Here is a 26,667-nt window from a genome sequence, read left to right on the forward strand (position 1 = left end):
TTCTCTCCCGGCGATGTTCGAATCCGCTTACAACTCAATTGTTTATGCAGGATTACGCCTTGCTCGTCAACTTGGTGAACACACGTTCCGAGGCATCGAGGGTATGTTGAATATCCTCAGGCGTATGCGCACTGGACATGAAGCCCGCTTCATAAGCGGAGGGTGCAAGGTAGACTCCCTCGTCGAGCATGCCTGTAAAAAACTTACGAAAGGCATTCATGTCGCAGGCGGTGGTCTGTACGAAGTTGTCGACCCGTGATTGTCCGGTGAAAAACAGTCCGAACATCCCCCCGGCCCCTTGTGAAAGCATTTCCACACCTGCCGCATGAGCACGCGCCTTGAGGCCATCGCATAGGGTCGTGACGCGCTGGGTCAGCGCCTCGTGAAATCCGGGTTGACGAATCTTGTTCAACAAGGTGACACCCGCCGCCATGGCCAGAGGGTTGCCGGCCAAGGTACCCGCTTGATACACCGCGCCCAGAGGCGAAATATGCTCCATGATCTCGCGCTTGCCGCCAAAGGCACCCACCGGCATGCCACCGCCGACGATCTTGCCCAGACAGGTCAGATCCGGAATCACACCGTAATGGGCTTGGGCGCCACCAAGGGCGACACGAAAACCGGTCATCACCTCATCGAAAATGAGCACGCTCTGATGGCGGTCGCAAACTGAACGCAAGGTTTCGAGAAATTCCGGATGGGCAGGAATGCAGTTCATGTTGCCTGCCACCGGCTCGACGATGATGCAGGCGATCTGATCCCCGATCTCGTGAAAACACTCCTGCACCGCGTCGCTATCATTGTAGGACAGGGTGATGGTGTGCTCGGCAAGTGCCGCGGGCACACCCGGGGAGCTTGGTTCGCCGTGGGTCAGTGCGCCGGAGCCAGCCTTGACCAGTAGCGAATCGGAATGACCGTGGTAATTGCCTTCGAATTTGACGATCTTGTCTCGGCCGGTGAAGCCGCGCGCCAGGCGAATGGCGGACATGGTCGCTTCCGTGCCGGAGTTGACCATGCGTACCATTTCCATCGAGGGAATGATCTCGCAGATCAGATCCGCCATGGTGGTTTCGATGGCCGTCGGCGTGCCGAAGGATAGACCCGAATCCAGTCGTTCGCGCACCGCACTCAGAACATCCGGATCCGCATGGCCGGTGATCATCGGGCCCCAGGAACCCACGTAGTCGACATAGCGCTTGCCTTCGACATCAAACAGATAAGCACCCTGAGCGCGCTCGATGAATACTGGCGGACGATCCATGCCTTTGAAGGCGCGCACCGGTGAATTGACGCCTCCCGGAATACGACGGCAGGCCTGTTCGAAGAGCTGAGCAGAAGTTGTCATGTAACGCCTCTTGGCAAATTGTGGATAATACGTTGGATAGATTGGATAAACGCTGAGTACGAGCTGTGGGTAACTTATCGATTACCATGCACTATCCTGTGCGTTCAAAACGCACATACTAACTTTTGCATCAATGTTCGAAGGTTAGCATCGACAGGTCAACGACCCCATGCAATTCAACTCATTTACGCCGACGGGGCAACATCTGGCCATCCCCCGGTTGCCAGCCACGAGTCAGGCTTTCCCAGGTAAAGCGCTGGGCTTGTTCGCAAGCGTTTACCAACCGCTCGCCAACCGCCAAACGCGCCGCCAGCGCCGCTGCCAAGGTGCAGCCAGAGCCATGATAGTGCCCCGACAACCGGGGCCAGCGCCACTGGCGACTGGTCTCCGGAGTATGCAGGGTATGCACCACCTCGTCGGCTGGGGCTCCTGCAGGCGGATTGTCCGTCCCGGTAACCAGCACTGCCTGGCAACCCAGGGTCATCAAAGAGACCACCCGCTCGACATCATCCAGACCCGATCCCGGCGCCAAACGTGCCAACTCCTGTCGATTCGGAGTCAGGATATCCACCAGGGGCAGCAAACGTCGGCGAAACTCGTCAATCAAGGTGCCTGTGGATAACTCGGCGCCGCCGCCTGCCTTGAATACTGGATCCACCACCAGCGGAACCCCGGGGCGGGCACGCAGGATATCCTCGATCACCTCGAGAAGTGCAACATCCGCGACCAGCCCAAGCTTGATCGCCGCTATCTCGAATTCATCGAGCAGAGCCCAGGTCATGTCCCGAACAGCATCGACGCTACAGGGCATGACCTGTAATACATTATGGGTCGTCTGTACCGTGAGAGCAGTGGGTACCGTCACTGCCCAGGCGCCATTGGCAGCAATGGCTTCGCTATCGGCGATCAGACCAGCACCCCCGGTCGGATCGTGACCCGCCATTACCAGCACCACGGGAAGCTTCTCACCGGCCATCAAAAGGGCTTCACTATCGCCAGAATGACGATCGCGATCAGCGCAAGCACCGGAGCCTCATTGAAAAAGCGGAAAAACTTCTCGCTCTTGCGACAAGTCGCGCTGGTCAGGCGTTTCATGTAAATCAGACACAGGTGGTGATAAACCACCAGCAATACCACCAACAGGAGTTTGACATGCATCCAGCCGGCGCTGAGATGAGCAGGCACCAGCCACAATAGCCAGGCCCCAAGAAGAATGACCGCAATCATCGAAGGCGTCATGATGCCGCGATACAGCTTGCGCTCCATGACCTTGAAGTAATCGATGGCCTGGGTGTCACCCTTGTCCCGGGCCATGGCGTGATAGACGAACAGGCGCGGCAGATAGAACATGGCGGCAAACCAGGTCACTACTGCCATTAGATGAAATGCTTTTACCCACAGGTACATGCCACTCCTTGTATCGACTCACAGCGTCGTGCTCATGACTTGTAACGATAGTAACTTTCGATGGTGTCCCGAGTAATGATACCGGAAATATGCTGTATCGTTGGCGCCGTAATATGCTGGACGTAGAGCGCATCCACCCCATACTCATTCAATCGTTCGAAGGCTTCATTCAGGGTTGCCTGCCGATGGATGGGTGCAAGATCGAGACGTTGGCCGGGTATATCGAGTAGATCGAAACCATCCTGTTCTGCGTGTTCTTCGTCCAGCATGACATTGGCCAGATCCGCGGCTTTCATGGCAAAGGGGGTTTTTTCCTCATCGGAGCGAGTGACTATCAGCCAGATCGGCTTGGCATCCAGCAGAGCCTGGGCTTGATCACGAGTGATCTTACGTTTGGTTTTCTGCACCCGAGGCTCCATTGCCGCAGGGACTGCCACCCGGGACAAAGCCTGGCGCAAAGGGTGTTGCAATAGATGCATGCCATTGAGTGTCTGGGCCATGAAGAATCCCCGACAGCGACATAACTGTCGAGCGGTGAGCGCGGCTACCACCACGCTGAGCATGCCCGGCAGGAGGATATTGGGATTGTGGGTCAACTCGAGCAGCGCCATCAGCGCCGCCAGTGGTGCCTGTAGCACCGCGCCCATCATCGCCGCCATGCCCAGCATGGCGTACAGACCGGGTTCGGAAGCGAGCGTCGGTATTAACACAGCGCCGACCATGCCACACAGTGCGCCGATAGCCGCGCCAACAACCAGTACTGGCCCGATGATACTGACCGGAATACCGCAGGCCACGGTTATTGCCGTCAGCAGCAGTTTACCGATGGCTACTGCTATCAGTACGTCGATGGGCAGCGTCGTTGTCAATGTCAATTCCAGAGTGTCGTACCCCATACCTTGCACCTGGGGGTACCACCAGGCGACGCCTCCAACAAGTAGACCGACCAGAAGGAAACGCAGCCACTTGGGAATGAACTGCAACCGCTCTCCGCCATGAGCCACACGTACGAACAGCCCCGCCAGCAAACCTATAATCAGTCCACTTGTCACGATCCAAGGCAGATCGATCAGCGATTGAAGGTGCAAGCTAGGAATGTTGAAAGCAGGATCCGGGCCATATACCAACTGCGCTACCACGGCCCCCATGCTCGAAGCCAAAATCACCGGGATGAAACCGATGATGGTGTACTCCATCACCACTACTTCCATGGCGAAAATGACACCGGCAATCGGTGTGTTGAAGGAGGCGGCGATACCCGCTGCAGTGCCACAAGCGACTAGCACGCGCATGCTATTGTGCGGCAAGCGCAGTCGCTGCCCGATGCCACAGGCCGCTGCCGCTCCCAGGTGAATGGCGGGCCCTTCACGACCCGCCGATAGCCCACCGAGCACCGAAATCAGGCCGACCCACCATTGCGTCAGCCAGTTACGCAGGGGAAAGTTGCCTTGATGATAGGTCAGGCGTTCAATGACATGACCCACCCCTATCTTTCGCGCCGCCGGTGGCTGGCGCCACATCCAGAGACCGATCAGCGCAACGGCCAGCAAGGGCAAGGCGCTACGTTCCAGCGCGGGTAAAGCCCCGAAGGCTTCGTAGTCGCCATTCGGCATGAAGGCCAGGCCCCCAAGACTCAGCAGTAGACGAAACAACACCATCAATACGCCCGTGGTCAATCCTGAAACCACGCCCAGTACACACAGCTGCGGAAGCGCGTCGACGCTGGCCAGACGTCGACGAAATGTTTCAAGACTAAACCTGGAGAAAGAGAAACGGGGCAAGTGAATGTCCTTGTACCGGTACGGCAACACGGCGTATTTACACGACGAGCAGAACCTGTTCGGAATGTCTAGACTCTATGTATCATATTCAACGTGCAGCGTCTCAATGGCAATCGCGCTGCTTCAAAGCCTTCAACAAATAGGAAGCTCATCGTGATCAAGGTCGGTATCGTCGGCGGCACCGGGTATACGGGCGTCGAACTCCTGCGTCTGCTGGCACAGCACCCAGAAGTGAACGTCGATGTCATCACTTCTCGCTCGGAGGAGGGAATGGGTGTCAGCGAACTCTATCCCAATCTACGCGGCCATTATGATCATCTGGCGTTCAGTGCCCCGGATGTCGAACGCCTGGGAGTTTGCGACGCAGTATTCTTTGCCACGCCCCACGGCGTTGCCCATGCCCTGGCCGGCGAGCTGCTCGAACACGGCACCCGGGTCATCGATCTGTCGGCGGATTTTCGTCTCGCGGATGCAGACGAATGGTCACGCTGGTACGGCCAGCCTCACGGCGCACCGGCACTACTCGACGAAGCGGTTTACGGGCTGCCAGAGGTCAATCGCGAGGCGATTCGCCAGGCGCGTCTGATCGCCGTTCCCGGCTGCTATCCCACCGCCGTGCAGCTGGGCCTGTTGCCACTGCTCGAAAACGATCTGATCGATGTCGAGCACATGATCGCGGATTGCAAATCCGGTGTTACCGGCGCGGGACGCGGTGCCAAGGTGCCCTCGTTATTGGCGGAAGCCAGCGAGTCGATGAAGGCCTACGGAGCCTCGGGTCACCGGCATCTCCCGGAAATACGTCAGGGCTTGGTACGCGCTGCGGGTGGTTCGATCGGGTTGACCTTCGTTCCGCATCTCACCCCCATGATTCGGGGCATCCACGCCACGCTTTATGGTCGTCTGACCGGTAATACAAACGATCTTCAGGCGTTGTTCGAGAAACGCTTCGCCGACGAGCCGGCAGTGGATGTCATGCCTGCCGGTAGCCATCCCGAAACCCGCAGCGTGAAGGGTGCCAACCTTTGTCGCCTGGCAGTTCACCGCCCAGAGGATGGCGATACAGTGGTGGTGCTGTCGGTGATCGACAATCTGGTCAAGGGCGCTTCAGGGCAAGCCTTGCAGAATCTCAATCTGATGTTCGGTTTCGACGAGATGACCGGCATGCAGGCGCCGGCGCTATTGCCCTAGATTCTTGCTGTATCCGTTCCCGAGCAAAGTTGACCCTTTTACTAGGGTTTAGGGATAATGACGCTGATTGCACATTCAATTTATCGGAGGCTTTTATATGAGTGGTGTTGCATCTTTTGCTCCCACGCCGTTGCTGCTCACTGATGCCGCCGTACGCCGTTTACGCGCCCTTGCCAGCGAAGAAGAAAATGCGGCCCTCAAGCTGCGCGTATTCGTCACCGGGGGCGGTTGTTCAGGGTTTCAGTATGGGTTCGATTTCGCCGAGCAGACTGCCGACGACGATACACTAGTCGAGATCGACGACGTCAGCATGGTCATCGATCCGCTGTCCTATCAGTATCTAATCGGCTCTACCGTAGATTATGAAGAAGGATTGGCCGGGGCACGTTTCGTGATCAAGAACCCCAATGCCACCTCGACCTGTGGGTGTGGTGCTTCGTTCATGGTGTAAATAGGATGTAAGAACACATCTTGACGGCATCCCCGTAACTCGCCAAGGTAAAAGGCGCGTTACACTAACAACACGTCAAATCGGGGAACGCCATGAAAAGCATTATGTTGAAAGGAATCTCACTGGGTTCAGCCTTGGCCATGGGCCTGAGCCTCACCGGTCATGCCTCGGCGGAAACACTGCAGGCGGCCACGGATCCCAGTTTTGTCCCTTTCGAAATGATGGATCAGGAAAGCGGCGAAATGGTCGGCTTCGACATGGATATTCTGGACGAAGTCGCCAAGCGCGCCGATTTCGATGTCGAACTGCGCACCATGGACTTCAACGGCATCATTCCTGCCGTACAGACCGGTAACATCGATCTGGCTATCGCCGGTATCACCATTACCGAAGAGCGCGAGAAGATCGTCGATTTTACCAACCCTTACTATGACTCCGGCTTGCGCATTCTAGTCTCGGCCAATAACGAGGAGGTCGAAGAGTTCGACGATCTCGAAGGCTTGCGTATCGGCACCAAGATCGGCTCCACCAGCTACGATTACCTGCAGAAGAATCTTGGCGACGATGCCGAAATCACTCCCTACCCAGGCAGCTCCGACATGTACATGGCGTTGATGGGCGGCAGTGTCGATGCCGTCTTCTACGATGCGCCTAATGTCGGCTACTTCTCCCAGACCAAAGGCAAGGGGCGGGTGAAAACCGTTGGCTCGCTCTACGAAGGTCAGCAGTACGGCATTGCCTTCGCCGATGGCAGCAAATGGGTGGAACCCGCCAATAAGGCACTGGCCGAGATGCGCGAAGACGGCACCTATGACGAAATCCACAAGAAGTGGTTCGGTGAACCGTCCACAAGCGAATAAGTCAGGCAGACACCATTCTCGCTGCTGAAACGAGGCCGGGATGACAAATACTCCCGGCCTTTTTGTATTGCCATTCATAGAGGGCAAATGCCATAAGCGGTATTTTGCCTGGAGACCCCTACGTGGATGTGACATTCCAATTCGATTGGCAGGCGGCCATCGCCTCCATTCCCTATCTGCTCGAGGGCATTCCCTGGACGCTGCTGATCTCCTTTGGCGGGTTGGCCATCGGGTTCATCATCGGCATCGTGTTTGGGCTTGCTCGTATCAGCCGGAGCCCGTTACTGCGCTGGCCGGCGATCGTTTACATCGAAATATTTCGCGGCACGCCGGTGCTGGTGCAGGTGCTGTTCATCTTCTATGGCCTGCCGCAGCTGCTCGGCGGCCCGATCAACGCTCTGACCGCGGGCATTGCCGCCATTGCCCTCAACGCTGGCGCCTACATTTCCGAGATCGTACGGGGTGGCGTCCAGTCGATCGAGAAGGGCCAGCGTGAGGCAGGGCTTTCCCTTGGGTTGTCCCGCACTCAGGCATTTCGCTACATCATCTGGCCCCAGGCCCTTCGCCGCATGATTCCGGCCCTGGGCAACCAAGGCATCGTCAGTATCAAGGACACCTCACTGTTCTCGGTGATCGGCGTTGGCGAGCTGGTGCGCCAGGGCCAGGTCTATATCGCCACGACGTTTACCGCTCTCGAGGTCTATTTCATGGTCGCCCTGATGTATCTGGCCATCACCTTGAGCCTCTCCCTTGCACTGCGCCTGCTCGAGCGTCGTGGCCTGGTCGGACAATGAGGAGGTCGAATGATGAATGACAGGACAAAGTCCCCCATGGTGCGACTGGAAAAGGTCAACAAGCACTTCGGCAAGTTGCACGTAATGCGGGATATCGAGCTCGAGGTCGCCCCAGGCGAAGTCGTCGTGATCGTGGGTGCCAGTGGCTCGGGGAAGTCGACGCTGATCCGCTGCGTCAATGGCCTGGAGGAGTTCCAGGGCGGACGTATCGAAGTCGATGGCAACGAGCTGCTGCCCGACGGCAAGAGCGGCAAATCGCTACAGGCGGTGCGCACCGAGGTTGGCATGGTGTTTCAGCAATTCAATCTGTTTCCCCATCTCTCGGTTCGTGACAACGTGACACTGGCACCCATGAAAGTACGTAGCTGGCCCAAGGACAAGGCGCTGGAAACGGCTCATCGCTTGCTGGAACGCGTCGGCATTCAGGACCAGGCGGACAAGTATCCCAGTCAGCTCTCCGGTGGCCAGCAGCAGCGTGTGGCCCTGGCGCGAGCCTTGGCCATGGAACCTCGCTTGATGCTCTTCGATGAGCCCACATCGGCGCTGGACCCGGAGATGATCGGCGAGGTACTCGATGCCATGCGCGAACTGGCCAAGGAGGGCATGACCATGATGATCGTCACCCACGAAATGGGGTTTGCCCGGGAGGTCGCCGATCGAGTCATCTTCGTGCATGACGGCCAGATCGTCGAAGAGGGGCCACCACAGGAAGTTCTTGACAACCCCCGTCAAGAACGCACCCAATCATTCCTTTCGCGAGTGCTCAAGCACTGACAACAGGCTAGTTTGCCACCTCAAAAGATCGTCCGTTCATTGAGCGGGCGATCTTTTTTTGATCTTTTCTTACGTATTCCCGTTTAAAAAACCTCCCACAGGCGTTTTTTTTGCCCTGTGGATAGTATTTTTTTACAGCCTCGATATTTCCCTCCGAAACCCCCACCATGACTGTCATCCCGGATATTTATCGAGCTTGTTGATGACCGTGCTGATAGCCAGGGTGGCTGCCAGTGGATAAGGTTGGGGTAGTTTGGCATGTGCATAACTGGGCATTTCATCCACAGCTTCGCAGACGATTATACGCATCCACGAGACGGCTTCTCCAACCGTTGGTTAACAATTCAAGTCTCTGTTATTAAAATATTTAAGTTGCTTATCCACAAAAAATGTCCACACCAATAAACACAACAGTAACAGAACTTCTTTATTTCTATTCTATTTTTATATTATTAGAAGATGACTTCATGGAACAAAGAACCCGGTGTGTGGAAAACCCCTGACGGTTACCCACAAGGGCGTTATACTGTGCGGCCATATTTCTCTTACAGATCAACGAGCGCCGCCAAGCGCAAGTCGAGGTACAGCTTGGATTACCCCAACCGCTTTGATGTCATCGTCATCGGCGGTGGTCATGCGGGAACGGAAGCCGCACTGGCCGCTGCCCGCATGGGCTGTCAGACCCTTTTGCTGACGCACAACATCGAGACTCTCGGTCAGATGTCCTGCAATCCCGCCATTGGCGGCATTGGCAAGAGTCATCTGGTCAAGGAAATCGATGCACTCGGGGGTGCCATGGCACTGGCAACCGACCAGGGGGGGATTCAATTCCGAGTTCTCAATGCCCGTAAAGGGCCTGCGGTAAGGGCCACCCGAGCCCAGGCAGACCGGGTGCGTTACAAGGCCTCGATTCGAGGAATGCTTGAAAATCAGCCCAATCTGACCCTGTTCCAGCAAGGGGTGGACGATCTGATCGTCGAGGGAGACACGGTGCGCGGCGCCGTGACCCAGACAGGAATTCGTTTTCATGCCGAAACCGTGGTGCTGTGTACCGGCACCTTCCTCGGCGGGATCATTCATGTCGGTCTCGATCATTACAGCGGCGGCCGTGCCGGGGACCCGCCCGCCAATGCGCTAGCGCAACGTTTGCGCGCCTTACCGTTTCGGGTGGATCGCCTGAAGACCGGCACGCCGCCACGCCTGGATGCTAGAAGCATCGATTTCTCGAATCTCGAAGAGCAGCCCGGGGACTCGCCGACGCCGGTAATGTCCTATCTGGGCAATCGGGAGATGCACCCGCATCAGGTGAAGTGCCATATCGCCCATACCAATCAGCGCACCCACGAGATCATCCTCGCCAATCTCGATCGCTCGCCGATGTACTCCGATGCGGGATCGATCGACGGCGTAGGGCCCCGTTACTGCCCGTCCATCGAGGACAAGGTGCATCGCTTTGCCGACAAGCAGAGCCATCAGATATTTCTCGAACCGGAAGGGCTCGATACTCATGAGCTCTATCCCAACGGTATCTCCACTTCGTTGCCCTTCGATGTGCAGCTTCAGGTGGTGCGCTCGATCAGTGGTTTCGAGAATGCCCACATCACGCGTCCCGGTTATGCCATCGAGTACGACTTTTTCGATCCTCGGGATCTCAAGCACTCTCTGGAAACGCGATTTATCCACAACCTGTTTTTTGCCGGACAAATCAACGGCACCACGGGTTACGAAGAAGCGGGTGCCCAAGGCTTGCTGGCGGGGTTGAACGCCGCGCGACGAGTGCAAGGTGAAAAGAGCTGGTGCCCGCGTCGGGATGAGGCCTACCTGGGCGTACTGGTCGACGATCTGATCACCCTGGGCACTCTTGAGCCCTATCGCATGTTCACCTCACGCGCCGAATATCGGCTATTGCTGCGAGAGGACAATGCCGACCTGCGTTTGACCGGAATCGGCCGCGAGCTGGGATTGGTGGACGACACACGCTGGGAAGCCTTTGCCACCAAGCGCGAGGCGCTCGAACGCGAAAGCGCGCGTCTGCGCGAAACCTGGATTCAGCCCGGCACCGTTGAAGCCGAGCAGGTGGCAGCCAAGCTCGACAAGCCCCTAGCTCGGGAATACACCCTGGCGGAGCTGCTCAAACGCCCGGAACTCGTCTATGCCGATGTCGCGTCACTCAAGGGAGCGCCGGAGAGTGACGACCCAAGTGTGACCGAGCAGGTGCAGATTCAGATCAAGTATCAGGGCTACATCGATCGGCAGCAGGATGAGATCGACAAGCTCAAGCGTCACGAAGCGACCCCGTTACCCGAGAATCTGGATTACGAGCGGGTCGAAGGACTCTCCAACGAAATCCGCCAGAAGCTGAGTCAAGCGCGTCCTGAAACCCTGGCCCAGGCCGGGCGTATTTCGGGGGTAACGCCGGCAGCGGTGTCGATCCTGTTGATTCATTTGAAGAAACGTCGTCTGCTCGACAATCAGCCTGCGAAGAGTGCATGACCGCCAGTATCGAACGACAACTCGAAGATGGACTCGCCCAACTGGGCCTCGGTACCGGAGAACCTGCGCTGCAGCGACTCCTGGAATTGCTTGCGTTGTTGCACAAGTGGAACCGCGCCTATAACCTCACCGCGGTACGCTCGTTAGATGAGATGGTCATCAAGCACGTGCTCGACAGTGCAGCCGTGTTGCCGGCGATTATCGGGCCGCGATTGCTGGATGTCGGGGCAGGCCCCGGTTTGCCGGGGCTGGTACTCGCCATTCTCAAGCCCGAGCTTGACGTTACCCTGCTCGACAGCAACGGCAAGAAGGTACGTTTTCAGCGCCAGGCCATTCTCGAGTTGGGGTTGAGTAACGTCACACCGGTGCAGGAGCGAGTGGAACGGTTCGTCGCGCCTGAATTCGATCAGGTGATTTCGCGTGCCTTTGCCAGTTTGGCTGACTTCGTCACGATGACAGATCATCTACTGATCGAAGGGGGCGAATGGTTGGCCATGAAAGGGCGTATCAACGAAGACGAACTTGCCGATTTATCCGCATCGACTGTCTTGCGGGAGCGGCGGGTTTTGAAGGTGCCCGGCGATAGTGCGGATCGCCATCTGTTGAGACTCGAGCGTATCGGTAGAAGTGCGCGACAAGAGTAAAGCGAATCGGGTTCAATGTCGGTAAGGGAGTCTTGCGTGACCAAAATCATTGCCTTGACCAATCAGAAAGGTGGCGTCGGCAAGACCACCACGACGGTCAATCTGGCAGCATGCCTGGCGGCGCTCGACCGCCGTGTACTGCTTATCGACCTTGATCCGCAAGGGCATGCTACCATGGGTAGCGGCATCGACAAGCACGAGCTCGATGGCAGCGTGCTCGAGGTACTTCTGGGTGAGAAGCCCGCGGCAGAGGTGATTCTCGATTGCCCGGACGCCGGCTATGCGCTGCTACCGGGCAATGCCGATCTCACCGCCGCCGAGGTCGATCTTCTCGATCGAGATGGGCGCGAGCGCTGCCTGCACGAGTCCATCAAGGATGTTGCCAGCGAATACGATGTAGTACTCATCGATTGCCCCCCTTCGCTGAACATGCTGACCGTCAACGGCTTGACGGCTGCCGACGGGGTCTTGATTCCGCTGCAGTGCGAGTTCTACGCCCTCGAAGGCCTCTCCGCACTGCTCGATACCGTCGAGCAGATTCAGGCCAGCGTGAACCCTGCGCTTCAAGTCTTTGGTATCGTGCGTACCATGTTCGATAACCGAAACAGCCTGACTCGGGATGTCAGCAAGCAACTGCGGGACTACTTCGGCGAAACCCTGCTCAAGACCACGATCCCGCGCAACGTGCGCGTGGCAGAAGCCCCAAGCCATGGTTTACCGGTGACCAAGTACGCTCGTTTTTCCCGGGGCAGTCAGGCGCACCGGGTATTGGCCAAGGAACTGATTCGTCGTCTTTCGTTATGATGTCGGAAACCGCATTGAAGGAATGCCAATGACCCGTAAACGAGCCCTGGGCCGAGGCCTGGATGCCTTGATTGGCGCCAATGCCCGCCGTCGCGATCTGCTTGATGCGGATGGTCAGTTAGATACATCCCAGAGTGTCGAGCAAGCCCTGGACGCTTCCGAGCAAAACGAACGTCTGCTGCGCTTGCCCCTCGGCCAGCTTGTTCGCGGCAAGTATCAGCCGCGCCGTGAAATACAGCCTGAAGCATTGGAAGAGTTGACTGACTCGATCCGCGCACAAGGTGTCATGCAACCGATAGTGGTTCGTCCGATCGGGGAAGATCGCTACGAAATCGTCGCCGGAGAACGGCGCTGGCGTGCAGCTCAGCTTGCCGAACTCGATACCATTCCTGCTGTCGTGCGTGATATCAGCGATCAGAGTGCTCTGGCTCTGGCCCTGATCGAAAACATTCAACGGGAAAATCTCAATCCGATAGAAGAAGCTGCGGCTCTCAAGCGTCTACTAGAAGAGTTCGAACTGACACAGCAGCAGGTTGCAGATGCGGTAGGCAAATCTCGTACTCAAGTGACTAATCTACTGCGTCTATTGGCACTGGACCCCGAAGTGCAGACATTGCTTGAACGCGGCGATCTGGATATGGGGCATGCCAGGGCACTACTGGTGCTGACTGTGGCAAAACAGCGCAAGGCAGCTCACGAGGTAGTCAACAAGGATCTCACCGTACGTCAGACCGAAACGCTCGTAAAACAGCTTCAAGAAGGTAAACCCGTCGCTAAGAAGCAGGCACAGCCTTCTTCCGATGTAGCCCGGCTGGAAAATCAGCTAGGGGAATTACTGGGCGCCCCGGTTCGCATTCAGCATGGTCAGCGGGGAAAGGGGAAAGTGACTATTCGATATGCCAGCCTCGACGAGCTGGACGGCATTCTGGCGCATATTCGCTGAGATAAAGAGCTTGAACATAAATTTAGCGTGATAATTATTTTCGCGAAAATTGTTGCCCTTTGGTCGTAAGATCGCATGAGTTCGCTTAATTTCGGTGGAGGTTCGGTTGAAGGCAGGCTGGCGCTTCCTTATAATCCGCCGAGGTTTTGTTATGGTAGCTCACGGAACGAGCTCTCTGAGCGGCACGGTACAAGGCAAAGGTTTAAGAGATGCACGATTCGGTACCGGCCCAGCTCAAGCGACCCCAGTACGCGCGTCTGCTGGCAGCACAGACTTGCATGGTCTTGTTCTTGGTCGCCTTGAGTGCATTCTTGAAAGGCGGGCCTGCTGCGGTTTCGGCGCTACTCGGTGGTCTGGTTTGTCTGTTGCCCAATGCTTATTTTGCTTGGCGTGCCTTTCGCTATCAGGGAGCGCAATTTGCTCAGGATATTATCAAGAGCTTCTATCGTGCTGAAGCCGGTAAGTTTGTTTTGACGGCTGCACTGTTCACGCTGGTATTCGTGGCAGTGCCGCCCTCAAATCCCGCTTTCTTCTTTGGCGCTTATGTGGCGACATTGTTTACGCAGTGGCTGGGACCCTGGCTACTGCGTAAACCATCGCCCACCTGATATCGAGGCAATGCAATGGCAGGCAGCAACCTGACGACCACGGATTATATCCAGCATCACCTGCAGAACCTCACCTTTGGACGTCATCCCGACAATGGCTGGTCGATGGCACATTCCGCCGATGAAGCGGCGGAAATGGGATTCTGGGCCATTCACCTCGATACTATGGGTTGGTCGATCGGATTGGGTATCCTGTTTCTATGGATATTCCGCAAGGTGGCCAAGACTGCCAGTACCGGCGTACCTAGCGGTTTGCAAAATTTCGTCGAGCTGATGGTCGAGTTCGTCGACGATTCGGTCAAGGAAACCTTTCACGGCAAGAGCAAGCTGATCGCACCGCTTTCACTGACGATCTTCTGTTGGATATTCCTGATGAACCTGATGGATCTGGTGCCGGTCGACTTCTTGCCCATGCTGGCTCAGAAGATCGGGGTCATGTTCGGCGCCGATCCGGCCCATGTCTACTTCAAGGTAGTCTCCACCACCGATGTCAACGCCACTCTAGGCATGTCGTTAGCGGTGTTCGCGCTGATTATCTTTTATGCAATTCGCACCAAGGGTGTATCCGGTTTCATCGCTGAGCTGACGCTGCATCCCTTCAATGCGCCCAACAAGCTGGCCATGGTATTTTTAATTCCGGTCAATCTGTTGCTTGAACTGGTGACCCTGCTTGCCAAGCCGGTGTCACTGGCGCTTCGTCTGTTCGGTAACCTCTACGCCGGTGAGCTAATTTTCATCTTGATCGCGGCAATAGGCCTTTGGCAGTTGCCGTTGCATTTTGCATGGGCTGTATTTCATCTTTTGATCATCACGCTGCAGGCGTTCATCTTCATGATGCTGACGATCGTCTACTTGAGCATGGCGACAGAAGAACATTGATAGAGTTGTAAACCATTAATCTCTGACCGTTAAACCACTTAAATCTAAACTGGAGTAAACCATGGAAGCACAAGTTCTGGGCATGACTGCCATCGCCGTGTCTCTGCTGATTGGTCTGGGTGCATTGGGCACCGCCATCGGCTTCGGTATTCTTGGCGGCAAGTTCCTGGAAGGCGCAGCGCGTCAGCCGGAAATGATCCCGCAGCTGCAGGTGAAGATGTTCATCGTCGCCGGTCTGCTGGATGCCGTGACTATGATCGGTGTAGGTATCGCGCTGTTCTTCACCTTCGCCAACCCGTTTGTCGGTTAATTTGCGGTCGGTCGATACGACCCACCGTGACTCTGACCCCAAATCTGTGAAGCGAGAGGTGCTGGCGTGAATCTGAACCTTACCCTGATCGGCCAGGCCATTGCCTTCGCGGTCTTTGTCTGGTTCTGCATGAAGTATGTATGGCCCCCGGTCATGCAGGCTCTGCAGGAACGCCAGAAGAAGATTGCCGATGGCCTGGATGCTGCCAGCCGTGCCAACCGAGACCTCGAACTGGCCCAGGAGCGGGCCAATGAGACGTTGCGCGAAAGCAAGGGGCAGGCAGCTGAAATTCTTGAACAAGCCCATAAGCGATCGAACCAGATGGTCGAAGAAGCGCGCGATACTGCGCGCCAGGAAGGCGAACGCATGATTGCCAATGCTCATACCGAAATCGAGCAGGAAATCAATCGCGCCAAGGAAGAGCTACGCATGCAAGTCGCGCGGCTCGCCATCGAGGGGGCTGAGCGTATTCTGGAATCTTCCATCGACGAGAAAAAGCATCGCGAGCTCGTCGACAAGCTCGCCACCGAGCTTTGAGGAGGTGACCCATGGCTGAAACGTCTACCGTTGCCCGACCTTATGCCAAGGCGGCATTTGAACTGGCTCAGGCCAAGGAAAAACTCGCGGCTTGGTCCGACATGCTGGAATTGGCGGCGCAAGTAGCCGCCAACGATGACATGCAGTCCAGCATCCTGGGAAATCCTCGTCTCTCCGATGAGGAAAAAGCCGATGCGATCATCGATGTCTGCGGCAAGGCACTGGACGAAGAGGGACGCAATCTTGTGCGCACCCTCGCGCAAAGAAATCGTCTGAAGGCGCTGCCGGACATCGCCGAGCAATTCGAGCTGCTCAAGGCCCAGCAGGAGAAGCGCATGGACGTCACCATCGTTTCCGCTTTTGCGCTGGATAGCAAGCAGGAAGACAAGCTCGCGAGTGCTCTGGCCAAGCGCCTGAACCGCGAAATCTCCATTACCACTCAGGTGGATAGCGCCCTGCTGGGCGGCGTCATCCTGCGTGCCGGCGACACCGTCATCGACGGCTCGGTACGCGGTAGATTGACCCGTCTGCGCGATGCGCTCTCCGTCTGAGCTTGAGGGACACGGCATGCAGCAACTGAATCCTTCCGAGATCAGCGACATCATCAAACAGCGTATCGAGAAGCTGGATGTTGCCTCCGAAGCTCGTAACCAAGGCACCATCGTCAGCGTCTTCGACGGCATCGTACAGATCCATGGTCTGGCGGATGCAATGTTCGGTGAGATGATCGAATTTCCCAATGCCATCTTCGGCATGGTACTCAACCTTGAGCGTGATAGCGTCGGTGCCGTCGTTCTCGGCGATTATCAACAGCTCGAAGAGGGCATGACCGCCCAGTGTACCGGACGCATTCTCGAGGTGCCGGTAGGCCCCGAACTGACAGGGCGCGTAGTCGATGCCTTGGGTAGCCCCATCGATGGCAAGGGTGATATCAACGCCAAGCTGACCGATGCGGTAGAAAAGGTGGCGCCCGGGGTTATCACTCGCCAATCCGTCGATCAGCCGATTCAGACCGGTTTCAAGTCCATCGACGCCATGGTGCCGATCGGTCGCGGCCAGCGCGAATTGATCATCGGCGATCGTCAGATCGGTAAGTCCGCCATTGCCATCGATGCCATCATCAATCAGAAAGGCAAGGACGTTACCTGTATCTACGTGGCGGTGGGTCAGAAGCAGTCGACCATTGCAAGCGTGGTACGCAAGCTCGAAGAACACGGCGCCATGGAGCACACCATCGTCGTTGCCGCGGGTGCCGCGGATCCGGCAGCCATGCAGTTTCTGGCGCCCTATGCCGGCTGTACCATGGGCGAGTATTATCGCGATCGTGGTCAGGATGCACTGATCATTTATGACGATCTGACCAAGCAGGCCTGGGCTTATCGCCAGATCTCCCTGCTGCTCAAGCGTCCTCCGGGCCGCGAAGCCTATCCTGGTGATGTCTTCTATCTGCACTCGCGTCTGCTCGAACGTGCCGCTCGCGTCAATGTCGACTATGTGGAGAAATTCACGGAAGGCAAGGTCACTGGCAAGACCGGCTCCTTGACTGCGCTACCGATGATCGAGACTCAGGGGGGCGATGTTTCGGCATTCGTACCCACCAACGTGATCTCGATCACCGACGGCCAGATCTTCCTTGAGACGAGCATGTTCAACTCCGGTATTCGTCCGGCAATCAACGCCGGTCTGTCGGTTTCTCGTGTTGGTGGCTCCGCTCAGACCAAGATCATCAAGAAGCTCGGTGGTGGTGTGCGTCTGGCCTTGGCTCAATATCGTGAGCTGGCGGCGTTCTCCCAGTTTGCCTCGGATCTCGATGAAGCCACGCGCAAGCAGCTCGAGCACGGTCAGCGCGTTACCGAGTTGATGAAGCAGAAGCAGTACTCGCCGATGTCCGTGGCCGAAATGTCGCTGTCGCTATTTGCCGCTAACGAAGGCTATCTGGACGATATCGAAGTCAACAAGGTGCTTGATTTCGAAGCGGCCCTGCATGATTACATGAAGGCCGAGCATGGCGATCTGCTTGACAAGATCAACGAGTCCGGCGACTACAACGACGAGATCAAGGACGGCCTCAAGTCCGGTCTCGAGAAATTCAAGAGCACTCAGACCTGGTAAATGTTGCTGGTTCGGCCTGCCGAACCAGTCATTTCTCTGAGTGTCATGAATGAGGTAGATCGCGATGGCAGCGGCAAAAGAGATTCGCTCTCAAATAGGGAGCATCAAGAATACACAGAAGATTACCAGCGCCATGGAAATGGTCGCGGCATCGAAAATGCGCAAGGCACAGGAGCGGATGGCGGCAAGCCAGCCCTATGCCAAGCAAATTCGTCATGTAGTGAGCCATATCGCCAAGGCCAACCCTGAGTATCGTCACGATTACATGATCGAACGGGAGGTCAAGCGGGTAGGCTACATCGTCGTTTCCAGCGACCGTGGCCTAGCCGGGGGCTTGAACGTCAATCTGTTCAAGACGGTGCTCAAGGAAACTCGCCAATGGCGCGACAAGGGTGTCGAGCTCAGTTTCGTTGCCATAGGCAGCAAGGCCGGCACCTTCTTCCGCAACTACGGCGGCAATCTCATGGCGGCCAAGAGCAACATAGGCGAAGCGCCAGAGACCAAGGACCTGATCGGTAGCGTCAAGGTCATACTGGACGCTTATGATGAAGGCGAGCTGGATCGTCTGTACGTGGTGTACAACGAGTTCGTCAACACCATGACTCAGAAGCCGGTTGCTCGCCAGCTGGTGCCGTTAGTCGCCTTGGATGAGCAAGACGACGATGAGACGCGTTCCAGTAGCTGGGATTATATTTATGAGCCGGACGCCAAGGAACTGCTCGATAGGCTGTTGGTACGCTATATCGAATCTCAGGTTTATCAGGCGGTGGTCGAGAATGCAGCCTGCGAACAGGCGGCACGGATGATTGCGATGAAGAGCGCAACGGACAACGCCGGCGACCTGATTGACGATTTGCAGCTGGTGTACAACAAGGCTCGCCAAGCGGCCATTACCCAGGAAATTTCCGAGATCGTGAGCGGTGCCGCCGCGGTTTGAGCCCCGGTGAGGCCAAGCAGGTTTCATTTGCAGGTATTTAAGAGGAACCAAGATGAGCGGACGTATCGTACAAATCATCGGCGCGGTGATTGACGTAGAGTTTCCGCGGGACGAAGTGCCCAAGGTCTACGACGCGCTTAAGGTCTCGGAAGCCGGGACCGTTCTCGAGGTACAGCAGCAGCTGGGCGACGGTGTGGTGCGGGCTATTGCCATGGGCTCCACCGAAGGCTTGAAGCGCGGTTTCACGGTCGAAGATACCGGTGCCGCAATTTCCGTACCGGTTGGTAAGGAAACCCTGGGGCGCATCATGAATGTGCTGGGTGAGCCGATCGACGAGGCGGGTGAGATTGGCGAACAAGAGCGTATGCCGATTCACCGCAAGGCGCCAAGCTACGCGGAGCAGGCTGCTTCGAACGAGCTGTTGGAAACTGGTATCAAGGTCATCGATTTGGTCTGCCCGTTTGCCAAGGGCGGCAAGGTCGGGTTGTTTGGCGGCGCGGGTGTCGGCAAGACCGTCAACATGATGGAGCTGATTCGTAATATCGCCACGGAGCACAGTGGCTACTCGGTGTTCGCCGGGGTTGGCGAGCGTACCCGTGAAGGTAACGACTTCTACTACGAAATGCAGGAGTCCAACGTTCTCGACAAGGTATCGTTGGTTTATGGTCAGATGAACGAGCCGCCGGGTAACCGCCTGCGTGTGGCATTGACCGGTCTGACGGTGGCCGAGAAGTTCCGCGATGACGGACGTGACGTATTGTTGTTCGTCGATAATATCTATCGTTACACTCTGGCGGGCACCGAGGTATCGGCGCTATTAGGCCGTATGCCTTCCGCGGTAGGCTACCAGCCGACTCTGGCGGAGGAGATGGGCGTACTGCAGGAGCGCATCACCTCCACCAAGACGGGTTCCATCACTTCAGTGCAGGCCGTATACGTTCCTGCGGACGACTTGACCGACCCGTCCCCGGCGACCACCTTCGCCCATCTGGACGCCACGGTGGTACTGGCGCGCTCCATTGCGGAGCTGGGTATCTATCCGGCCATCGACCCGCTGGATTCCACGTCACGCCAGCTCGATCCGCTGACGGTTGGTGACGAGCACTACGATACCGCTCGCGGCGTGCAGAACGTGCTGCAGCGCTATAAAGAGCTCAAGGACATCATCGCGATTCTGGGCATGGACGAGCTCTCCGACGAAGACAAGATGTCGGTGAACCGGGCGCGCAAGATTCAGCGTTTTCTGTCACAGCCATTCTTCGTTGCCGAAGTGTTCACCGGTTCGCCAGGCAAGTACGTATCCCTCAAGGACACCATCCGTGGTTTTCAGGGCATTCTGAACGGCGAATACGATGAGTTGCCGGAACAGGCTTTCTACATGGTTGGTACCATCGACGAAGCTGTCGAAAAAGCCAACAATATGAAGTGAAGCCGTTCATGTTGCCCTTCATGTTAGAGGATTAAGGTATGGCGAACAGCTTCCAATGCGAGATCGTCAGCGCCGAGCAGTCGATCTTCTCCGGCGAAATTTCCCAACTTGTCGCGGCGGGCAAGATGGGCGATCTAGGAATTCTTCCTGGTCACACGCCCTTGATGTCCGAACTGCAACCAGGCCCGCTGCGGGTGATGCGTGAAAACGGTGACGAGGAAATCTACTACGTCACCGGAGGCTTCATTGAGGTACAGCCAAAACTGATATCGGTATTGGCCGATACAGCCACGCGTGCAAATGATCTTGATGAGGTCGAAGCCGAAGAGGCCCGTAAGGAAGCCCTGCGTTCGATCAACGAACAGCATTCGGAGATGGATTACTCTCGTGCTGCCGTGGAGTTGGCAGAAGCGGTTGCCCAATTGCGTACCTTGGAACAGCTACGCAGGAAGGGTGGGCGAGGCTAACCTCGTTCTTATTTTCACCGCTAAATTAAATGCCCTAGAGAGGAAAACTCTCTAGGGCATTTTTATTGGGATTGCTAATAAAATTGTATGAACCTGTAGGATTTTCGGGCGAAGTGTATAGCTTTTTTATTTTCAGTGTAATTTAATGTAACAAATAAGGGGTATCATGCATGTCCTGGGAGCGGTCGGTACATTGGTATGCGCTTCCTAAGGGCCATAGAATGAACGCGATCAAAGAGACGCACAAGGGGTGAGTATGGCGCTTGATGTTGTGATTCTGGCAGCGGGGCAAGGTACCCGCATGCGGTCAGAAAAACCCAAGGTATTGCATGCGTTGGCCGGTAAGCCGATGGTGCGTCATGTAATCGATACCGCAATGGAGCTCGGCACGCACCGTCTGCATGTGGTCATCGGCCATGGCGGTAATCAGGTACGTGAAAGCCTTGCGGATTGTTCGGTGGAATTTGCGCTGCAAAGCGAACAGAAAGGCACCGGTCATGCTGTTGCTCAGGCGAAGGACAAGCTTGCCGATGGCAAGGTGTTGGTGCTTTACGGTGATGTACCTTTGATTCGTCACGAGACACTGGCGACGCTGCTCGATGAGGTCAATGAACAGCGTATGGCACTTTTGACGGTGACGCTGGATGACCCCACGGGCTATGGGCGCATCAAGCGTGACACTGAAGGACGTCCCGTGGCGATCGTCGAACACAAGGACGCCTCCGAGTCAGAGCGCGCTATTACCGAATGCAATACCGGCATCATGGCGATGACGGCGACGCAGTTACGTCGCTGGCTACCACAGCTTTCTGCCGAAAATGTGCAGGGCGAATACTATCTCACCGACGTGATCGCCATGGCAGCCGAGGAAGGCACCGCCATTGCCACCGCACAGCCGGCCACGCCGGTGGAAGTGGAAGGCGTCAATAACCGTCTGCAATTGGCTCGCCTGGAACGCGCCTATCAGTTTGCTCAAGCGGAACAGTTGATGACCGACGGCGTTGCCCTGGCCGATCCTGCACGGCTGGATGTACGAGGCAGTCTGCGCTGCGGACGTGACGTCGAGATCGATGTAGGCTGTATCTTCGAAGGTGAAGTGGAACTCGCCGATGGCGTGCGAGTGGGCCCCTATTGCGTGATTCGCAACAGCAAGATAGGTGCTGCTAGCGTGATCGAGGCCCATAGTGTTCTGGAAGGCGCCATTCTCGAAGGCAAGAGTCGGATAGGGCCTTTTGCGCGATTACGCCCCGGCACACGTTTGGCTGAAGGCGCCAGGATCGGCAACTTTGTCGAAACCAAGAATGCCATCCTGGGTGAAGGCGCCAAGATCAACCACCTGAGTTATGTCGGCGACGCTCGGCTGGGTCGGGAGGTCAATATCGGCGCCGGCACCATTACCTGTAACTACGATGGTGCCAACAAGCATCTCACTGAAATCGGGAACCATGCCTTCATTGGCTCCAATACAGCCCTCGTGGCGCCGGTCAAGGTGGGAGAGGGTGCTACCGTCGGCGCTGGCTCGACCATCAGCAGAGATGTGGAAGCAGGCGCCCTGGCGCTGACTCGTGAGCGCCAAATGAGCAAACAGAATTGGCCGCGCCCTCAGAAAACCCCTACTCAAGAACACTAAGGAGTCAGCACGATGTGTGGAATCGTCGGAGCAGTAGCCGAACGTAACGTTCAGGGGATCCTGCTGGAAGGATTGAAGCGTTTGGAATATCGCGGCTACGATTCCGCTGGTATGGCAATCGTGTCTGAAGACGCACGACTCAATCGCCAGCGTGCGGTAGGAAAGGTCGCCATGCTCGAGGAGCGGCTTGTCGAGTCGCCTCTCTATGGCCATCTGGGTATCGCTCATACTCGCTGGGCTACTCATGGTCGTCCCAGTGAACACAACGCCCACCCGCATCAATCCGGCGAGAGTCTGGCGGTGGTTCATAACGGGATCATCGAGAATTATGAATCGCTACGGGATGAACTGGAAGGTCAGGGGTACGTATTCACCTCCGAGACCGATACCGAAGTCGTGGCTCACCTGTTATCCAGGGAATTTACTCTTACCCAGGATTTACTGACGGCGGTACGTAACGTCTTGGCCCGGCTGGAGGGCGCCTACGCATTGGCGGTAGTGCACAAGGCTGAACCAGATACCATCATCGGTGCCCGCAAGGGCAGCCCACTGGTAGTGGGCGTTGGCGTCGAGGAGGCCTTTCTTGCTTCTGACCCACTGGCGCTACTGCAGGTTACCGATCGCTTCATCTACCTGCAGGAAGGCGACGTGGTACGTCTGTCCAGGGGTGGCGATATCGCCATTTTCGATACTACCGGCGAGGTGCAGGAACGTCCGACACAGATCTTCGAGCATGGCGATGGTGCCGCTTCCAAGGGGGATTATCGCCACTTCATGCTCAAGGAGATCTACGAACAGTCTCAGGTGATTGCTGCGACCCTGGAAGGGCGTCTTTCGGAGCGTCATGTGCTGGTCAATAGCTTCGGTACCGAGGCCGAGGCCTTGTTCGGCAGGGTCAAGCAGATCCATATCATCGCTTGCGGCACCAGCTATCATGCTGGCATGGTGGCGCGCTACTGGCTGGAGAAGTACGCTGGCGTACCTACTCAGGTCGAGGTCGCCTCGGAATATCGTTATCGTCAGGTAGTGGTTCCCGAGGGTACGTTATTCGTCACCTTGTCGCAGTCCGGAGAGACCGCCGATACCCTCGCGGCCCTGCGCTTTGCCAAGGACAATGGTTATGTCGGTAGCCTGGCAATCTGCAACGTACCTGGCAGCTCCCTGGTGCGTGAATCCGACCTGACGTTGATGACGCATGCGGGTCCCGAGATCGGTGTCGCCTCGACCAAGGCCTTCACCACCCAATTGACGGCACTGATGTTGCTGACGTTGAGCCTAGGGCGCGTGCGCGGCATGAATGAGGATGATGAGTCGCGGATCGTGCAGGCGTTGCGTTCGTTGCCGCGTCTGATTACCCAGGTACTGGCACTGGATGGCGATATTGCAAGCCTATCCATGGCTTTTGCCGAAAAAAATCATGCCTTGTTTCTCGGCCGTGGCGCGCATTTCCCCATCGCGCTGGAAGGTGCTCTCAAACTCAAGGAAATCTCCTACATCCACGCCGAGGCTTATCCAGCCGGCGAACTCAAGCATGGCCCGCTGGCCTTGGTCGATAATGAGATGCCGGTAATCTCCGTTGCCCCCAACGATGAGCTGCTGGGCAAGCTGAAAGCCAATTTGCAGGAGGTCCGCGCCCGGGGTGGAGAGCTGTTCGTCTTTGCCGACGAGCAGGTGCATATCCAGGAGAGCGAGGGAGTTTGCGTGCTGCGCCTGCCCCACGTCGACGAGGCACTCGCACCGATCCTGTATACTCTGCCGCTGCAGTTGCTCTCCTACCATGTGGCGGTGCTCAAGGGTACCGATGTCGACCAGCCGCGTAACCTGGCCAAGTCGGTGACTGTCGAGTAAGCGTCGAGTAAGCCCCATGGGGGAATTTCATCTAGGCCTGCCCATGTGGGCCAATAGCGACTGGTGTGGCGGGCTTTATGCCCGCCACACGCCGTCCGAGGCTTTTCTCGAAGAGTACGCCAAAGTCTTCTCCTGCGTTGAAGGCAATACTACCTTCTATAGTGGCGCTCCGCGTGAGGAGGTCGTTCTGAACTGGGCGCGGCAGGCGCCCACGGGATTTCGCTTCTGCTTCAAGTTGCCCGCCCGTTTGACCCACGACAAGCGCTTGGTGGGCATCGCTGATGAATTCGATGGCTTCATTGCGCGTCTGACCCCGCTTCATGATCGGTTGGGCCCGCTCATGGTTCAACTACCCCGAGATTTTGGCGCTGACGAATTACCCAATCTGGCTACGCTGCTCGAGCGCTGGCCTAGCAAGATTCCCTGTGCGGTGGAGGTGCGTGCCGGTGAATTCTTCCACAAGGGAGAGGCAGAACGCCAACTCAATCGATTGTTGATAACTTATCGGGTCGATCGTATCATGCTCGACGTCCGAGCACTTTTCGCCACCCCAGCCGGCGGCGATCCGAGGCTGCTCGACGCGCAGAGGGAAAAGCCAAAACGCCCGTTACACGTGCTTTCCACGGCAGATGCGCCGATCATTCGGTTTATCGGACATCTTGACAAGACGATAAATGAACGTTACTTCCATGCCTGGAGTGAACGCCTTTCCCTGTGGATAAAACAGGGGAAAACCCCTTTCTTGTTTGTGCACACCCCCGATAATCGCCAGGCGCCGCAATTGGCAAGATGCCTCTATTCACAGCTCTCCAGGGTACAGGAGCTACCTGGCCTTCCCGACTTTCCTGGCGAGCAGCAAACATCACTTTTTTGATGTCGTGTAATATCAATACAACGTTTCAGGCTGGTCATCAGGCCCATCATCGGATAGTTTTGTCATGAACTTATGTCCGTGCGCCCGATAGCACGAGTCAACAACAATACGCTACGTCGCTTTCTCCGAACGGCTAGTGACGATATGCAATATCAGGGTAAAACATGGCAAAAATATCCCACGCTCAGTGGTCTTCGAAGCTGACATTCATTCTGGCGGCCACCGGTTCCGCGGTCGGCTTGGGTAATATCTGGAAATTTCCGTACATGGTGGGCGAAAGCGGTGGTGCCGCCTTCGTGCTCGTCTATTTGATCTGTATCGCTCTGGTCGGTTTGCCAATTCTGGTGTCCGAGTGGCTCCTGGGCCGACGCGGCCAGAAGAACCCCATCAACTCCATGGCGGATATGGCCAGCCAGGAAGGGCGAAGCAAGGCCTGGACCGTGGTGGGTATCAGCGGGGTGCTCGGGGCGTTCATCATCCTGTCGTTCTACAGCGTGATCGGGGGTTGGTCTCTTTCCTACACCCTGAGCTCCGTCACCGGTGATTTCAGTGGTCAGAATGCGGATGCCATTGGCGAGCTGTTCAACGGGCTATTGGCCGACTCGAGTACACTACTGCTGTGGCATTCCGTCTTCATGGTGCTGGTCATCGGTATCGTTGCTCGGGGCGTAAAAGCAGGTCTTGAGGGAGCAGTGCGCACCTTGATGCCGGCCCTGGGTATCATACTCGTGGTGCTGGTGGGCTATGGCCTGTTTTCAGGCCATTTTGGCGAGGCGATAAGCTTCATGTTCAACCCGGATTGGAGTGCCCTGGGAGGCGATGTAGTGCTGGCGGCCATGGGGCAGGCATTCTTCACTTTGTCTCTCGGGATGGGCATCATGATGGCCTACGGCTCTTATCTGGGAGTAGAGGTCAACTTGCTCAGTACCGCCCGCACCGTCATCATTCTGGATACGGTATTTGCGTTGGTGGCGGGACTGGCGATTTTCCCCATCGTGTTTGCCAATGGGCTCGATCCGAGTTCCGGTCCAGGTTTGATTTTCGTTACCTTGCCGTTGGCCTTCGGCAACATGACCGGCGGCGTGATCATCGGGCTGCTGTTCTTCCTGCTGTTGACCTTTGCCGCCCTGACCTCGGCGATTTCCCTGCTAGAGCCAGTAGTAGAAACCGTTGAAGAACGCACGCCGCTATCCCGCGTGGGTGCCACCCTGGTGGCCGGGTTGGCAACCTGGGCTCTGGGTATTGCAGCATTGCTGTCGTTCAATGCCTGGTCCGAGGTCAGCATCCTTGGGCTCAGTATTTTTGACTTCCTGGATACGTTGACCAGTAAGTACTTATTACCGTTGACCGGTTTGTTGGCAGTAATATTTGTGGGCTGGTTCATGAACGGCGAGAAAGTGCGGCAGGAATTGGGTCTTGGGAGTACGGGAAGTGCACTCTGGACGCTAACTATCCGCTTCGTGGCACCCATTGGCGTCATCGTGGTATTCATCAGCAGTCTTTGAATCCACTGACAACTGAACATGACGGGTCTTCATGCGTGAAGGCCCGT

General features: G+C 56.6%; 26 protein-coding genes. 22 read left to right on the plus strand and 4 right to left on the minus strand.

Features of this window, described 5'->3' with window-relative positions; all coding sequences use genetic code 11:
• Positions 1-52 precede the first annotated feature (52 nt).
• From hemL to H7850_RS09430, 4 genes are all read right to left on the minus strand, one after another.
• Entirely contained in the window at positions 53-1,345 is a 1,293-nt protein-coding gene (gene hemL, locus H7850_RS09415; protein WP_227369281.1) for a glutamate-1-semialdehyde 2,1-aminomutase, read from the minus strand.
• Between the two features lie 181 nt (positions 1,346-1,526).
• A complete protein-coding gene (thiD, locus tag H7850_RS09420; protein ID WP_227369282.1) occupies positions 1,527-2,321 on the minus strand; it encodes a bifunctional hydroxymethylpyrimidine kinase/phosphomethylpyrimidine kinase in 795 nt (264 codons plus the stop codon).
• Entirely contained in the window at positions 2,321-2,752 is a 432-nt protein-coding gene (gene hemJ, locus H7850_RS09425; protein ID WP_227369283.1) for a protoporphyrinogen oxidase HemJ, read from the minus strand. The genes thiD and hemJ overlap by 1 nt, the downstream gene beginning before the upstream one ends.
• 32 nt (positions 2,753-2,784) lie before the next feature.
• Positions 2,785-4,533 carry a chloride channel protein gene (locus tag H7850_RS09430; RefSeq protein WP_227369284.1) on the minus strand — a complete coding sequence of 583 codons (1,749 nt, stop codon included), beginning with the start codon at positions 4,531-4,533 and terminating at the stop codon, positions 2,785-2,787.
• 153 nt (positions 4,534-4,686) lie between these two features.
• On the opposite strand from H7850_RS09430, the gene argC reads away from it, so the two are divergent.
• From argC to H7850_RS09540, 22 genes are all read left to right on the plus strand, one after another.
• Positions 4,687-5,721 (plus strand): N-acetyl-gamma-glutamyl-phosphate reductase, encoded by a 1,035-nt coding sequence (gene argC / locus H7850_RS09435; RefSeq protein WP_227369285.1) that lies wholly within the window; start codon positions 4,687-4,689, stop codon positions 5,719-5,721.
• 97 nt (positions 5,722-5,818) lie between these two features.
• Positions 5,819-6,172 (plus strand): iron-sulfur cluster insertion protein ErpA, encoded by a 354-nt coding sequence (erpA, locus tag H7850_RS09440; protein WP_227369286.1) that lies wholly within the window; start codon positions 5,819-5,821, stop codon positions 6,170-6,172.
• 92 nt (positions 6,173-6,264) lie between these two features.
• Entirely contained in the window at positions 6,265-7,032 is a 768-nt protein-coding gene (locus H7850_RS09445; RefSeq protein ID WP_227369287.1) for a transporter substrate-binding domain-containing protein, read from the plus strand.
• Between the two features lie 122 nt (positions 7,033-7,154).
• Positions 7,155-7,826: an amino acid ABC transporter permease gene (locus H7850_RS09450; protein ID WP_227369288.1), complete on the plus strand. Its 672-nt coding sequence runs from the start codon at positions 7,155-7,157 to the stop codon at positions 7,824-7,826.
• A gap of 12 nt (positions 7,827-7,838) precedes the next feature.
• Entirely contained in the window at positions 7,839-8,600 is a 762-nt protein-coding gene (locus tag H7850_RS09455) for an amino acid ABC transporter ATP-binding protein (RefSeq protein WP_319799275.1), read from the plus strand.
• Positions 8,601-9,188: 588 nt separating this feature from the next.
• Entirely contained in the window at positions 9,189-11,093 is a 1,905-nt protein-coding gene (gene mnmG / locus H7850_RS09460; RefSeq protein WP_227369289.1) for a tRNA uridine-5-carboxymethylaminomethyl(34) synthesis enzyme MnmG, read from the plus strand.
• The gene (gene rsmG / locus H7850_RS09465; RefSeq protein WP_227369290.1) at positions 11,090-11,737 is read left to right on the plus strand and encodes a 16S rRNA (guanine(527)-N(7))-methyltransferase RsmG; all 648 of its coding nucleotides are present in this window, start codon (positions 11,090-11,092) and stop codon (positions 11,735-11,737) included. Before mnmG ends, rsmG begins: the two co-directional genes overlap by 4 nt.
• A 36-nt stretch (positions 11,738-11,773) precedes the next feature.
• Positions 11,774-12,541: a ParA family protein gene (locus H7850_RS09470; RefSeq protein WP_227369291.1), complete on the plus strand. Its 768-nt coding sequence runs from the start codon at positions 11,774-11,776 to the stop codon at positions 12,539-12,541.
• 28 nt (positions 12,542-12,569) lie between these two features.
• Entirely contained in the window at positions 12,570-13,484 is a 915-nt protein-coding gene (locus H7850_RS09475) for a ParB/RepB/Spo0J family partition protein (protein WP_227369292.1), read from the plus strand.
• 209 nt (positions 13,485-13,693) lie between these two features.
• Entirely contained in the window at positions 13,694-14,092 is a 399-nt protein-coding gene (locus H7850_RS09480) for a F0F1 ATP synthase subunit I (protein WP_227369293.1), read from the plus strand.
• Positions 14,093-14,107: 15 nt separating this feature from the next.
• Entirely contained in the window at positions 14,108-14,971 is an 864-nt protein-coding gene (gene atpB, locus H7850_RS09485) for a F0F1 ATP synthase subunit A (RefSeq protein WP_227369294.1), read from the plus strand.
• A gap of 61 nt (positions 14,972-15,032) precedes the next feature.
• Positions 15,033-15,281 carry a F0F1 ATP synthase subunit C gene (gene atpE, locus H7850_RS09490; protein WP_011508579.1) on the plus strand — a complete coding sequence of 83 codons (249 nt, stop codon included), beginning with the start codon at positions 15,033-15,035 and terminating at the stop codon, positions 15,279-15,281.
• A 66-nt stretch (positions 15,282-15,347) separates the two neighbouring features.
• Complete coding sequence (locus H7850_RS09495; RefSeq protein WP_227369295.1) at positions 15,348-15,818, plus strand: F0F1 ATP synthase subunit B; 471 nt, start codon at positions 15,348-15,350, stop codon at positions 15,816-15,818.
• A gap of 11 nt (positions 15,819-15,829) precedes the next feature.
• Positions 15,830-16,369 carry a F0F1 ATP synthase subunit delta gene (locus H7850_RS09500; RefSeq protein ID WP_227369296.1) on the plus strand — a complete coding sequence of 180 codons (540 nt, stop codon included), beginning with the start codon at positions 15,830-15,832 and terminating at the stop codon, positions 16,367-16,369.
• 16 nt (positions 16,370-16,385) lie between these two features.
• Positions 16,386-17,930 (plus strand): F0F1 ATP synthase subunit alpha, encoded by a 1,545-nt coding sequence (gene atpA, locus H7850_RS09505; protein WP_227369297.1) that lies wholly within the window; start codon positions 16,386-16,388, stop codon positions 17,928-17,930.
• 64 nt (positions 17,931-17,994) lie between these two features.
• Positions 17,995-18,867, plus strand: coding sequence for a F0F1 ATP synthase subunit gamma (atpG, locus tag H7850_RS09510; protein WP_227369298.1), 873 nt, complete (start codon positions 17,995-17,997; stop codon positions 18,865-18,867).
• A gap of 52 nt (positions 18,868-18,919) precedes the next feature.
• Positions 18,920-20,296: a F0F1 ATP synthase subunit beta gene (gene atpD / locus H7850_RS09515; RefSeq protein WP_227369299.1), complete on the plus strand. Its 1,377-nt coding sequence runs from the start codon at positions 18,920-18,922 to the stop codon at positions 20,294-20,296.
• A gap of 38 nt (positions 20,297-20,334) precedes the next feature.
• Positions 20,335-20,763 carry a F0F1 ATP synthase subunit epsilon gene (locus H7850_RS09520; RefSeq protein ID WP_227369300.1) on the plus strand — a complete coding sequence of 143 codons (429 nt, stop codon included), beginning with the start codon at positions 20,335-20,337 and terminating at the stop codon, positions 20,761-20,763.
• A gap of 256 nt (positions 20,764-21,019) precedes the next feature.
• Positions 21,020-22,393 carry a bifunctional UDP-N-acetylglucosamine diphosphorylase/glucosamine-1-phosphate N-acetyltransferase GlmU gene (glmU, locus tag H7850_RS09525; protein ID WP_227369301.1) on the plus strand — a complete coding sequence of 458 codons (1,374 nt, stop codon included), beginning with the start codon at positions 21,020-21,022 and terminating at the stop codon, positions 22,391-22,393.
• 12 nt (positions 22,394-22,405) lie between these two features.
• Entirely contained in the window at positions 22,406-24,241 is a 1,836-nt protein-coding gene (gene glmS, locus H7850_RS09530) for a glutamine--fructose-6-phosphate transaminase (isomerizing) (RefSeq protein WP_227369302.1), read from the plus strand.
• Between the two features lie 16 nt (positions 24,242-24,257).
• Complete coding sequence (locus H7850_RS09535) at positions 24,258-25,115, plus strand: DUF72 domain-containing protein (RefSeq protein WP_227369303.1); 858 nt, start codon at positions 24,258-24,260, stop codon at positions 25,113-25,115.
• Positions 25,116-25,279: 164 nt separating this feature from the next.
• Positions 25,280-26,620, plus strand: a complete 1,341-nt coding sequence (locus H7850_RS09540) for a sodium-dependent transporter (RefSeq protein ID WP_227369304.1) — start codon at positions 25,280-25,282, stop codon at positions 26,618-26,620.
• Positions 26,621-26,667: the final 47 nt, after the last annotated feature.

Origin of the sequence: Halomonas sp. M20 (assembly GCF_020622265.1) — a bacterium.
Lineage (GTDB): Bacteria > Pseudomonadota > Gammaproteobacteria > Pseudomonadales > Halomonadaceae > Modicisalibacter.

What these genes read in the sequence shown, in the direction of transcription:
- hemL (WP_227369281.1), bottom strand. Translation starts at nt 1,345, where the DNA reads ATGACAACTTCTGCTCAGCTCTTCGAACAGGCCTGCCGTCGTATTCCG.
- thiD (WP_227369282.1), bottom strand. Translation starts at nt 2,321, where the DNA reads ATGGCCGGTGAGAAGCTTCCCGTGGTGCTGGTAATGGCGGGTCACGAT.
- hemJ (WP_227369283.1), bottom strand. Translation starts at nt 2,752, where the DNA reads ATGTACCTGTGGGTAAAAGCATTTCATCTAATGGCAGTAGTGACCTGG.
- erpA (WP_227369286.1), top strand. Translation starts at nt 5,819, where the DNA reads ATGAGTGGTGTTGCATCTTTTGCTCCCACGCCGTTGCTGCTCACTGAT.
- H7850_RS09445 (WP_227369287.1), top strand. Translation starts at nt 6,265, where the DNA reads ATGAAAAGCATTATGTTGAAAGGAATCTCACTGGGTTCAGCCTTGGCC.
- H7850_RS09455 (WP_319799275.1), top strand. Translation starts at nt 7,839, where the DNA reads ATGAATGACAGGACAAAGTCCCCCATGGTGCGACTGGAAAAGGTCAAC.
- rsmG (WP_227369290.1), top strand. Translation starts at nt 11,090, where the DNA reads ATGACCGCCAGTATCGAACGACAACTCGAAGATGGACTCGCCCAACTG.
- H7850_RS09475 (WP_227369292.1), top strand. Translation starts at nt 12,570, where the DNA reads ATGACCCGTAAACGAGCCCTGGGCCGAGGCCTGGATGCCTTGATTGGC.
- H7850_RS09480 (WP_227369293.1), top strand. Translation starts at nt 13,694, where the DNA reads ATGCACGATTCGGTACCGGCCCAGCTCAAGCGACCCCAGTACGCGCGT.
- atpB (WP_227369294.1), top strand. Translation starts at nt 14,108, where the DNA reads ATGGCAGGCAGCAACCTGACGACCACGGATTATATCCAGCATCACCTG.
- atpE (WP_011508579.1), top strand. Translation starts at nt 15,033, where the DNA reads ATGGAAGCACAAGTTCTGGGCATGACTGCCATCGCCGTGTCTCTGCTG.
- H7850_RS09500 (WP_227369296.1), top strand. Translation starts at nt 15,830, where the DNA reads ATGGCTGAAACGTCTACCGTTGCCCGACCTTATGCCAAGGCGGCATTT.
- atpA (WP_227369297.1), top strand. Translation starts at nt 16,386, where the DNA reads ATGCAGCAACTGAATCCTTCCGAGATCAGCGACATCATCAAACAGCGT.
- atpG (WP_227369298.1), top strand. Translation starts at nt 17,995, where the DNA reads ATGGCAGCGGCAAAAGAGATTCGCTCTCAAATAGGGAGCATCAAGAAT.
- atpD (WP_227369299.1), top strand. Translation starts at nt 18,920, where the DNA reads ATGAGCGGACGTATCGTACAAATCATCGGCGCGGTGATTGACGTAGAG.
- H7850_RS09520 (WP_227369300.1), top strand. Translation starts at nt 20,335, where the DNA reads ATGGCGAACAGCTTCCAATGCGAGATCGTCAGCGCCGAGCAGTCGATC.
- glmU (WP_227369301.1), top strand. Translation starts at nt 21,020, where the DNA reads ATGGCGCTTGATGTTGTGATTCTGGCAGCGGGGCAAGGTACCCGCATG.
- glmS (WP_227369302.1), top strand. Translation starts at nt 22,406, where the DNA reads ATGTGTGGAATCGTCGGAGCAGTAGCCGAACGTAACGTTCAGGGGATC.
- H7850_RS09535 (WP_227369303.1), top strand. Translation starts at nt 24,258, where the DNA reads ATGGGGGAATTTCATCTAGGCCTGCCCATGTGGGCCAATAGCGACTGG.
- H7850_RS09540 (WP_227369304.1), top strand. Translation starts at nt 25,280, where the DNA reads ATGGCAAAAATATCCCACGCTCAGTGGTCTTCGAAGCTGACATTCATT.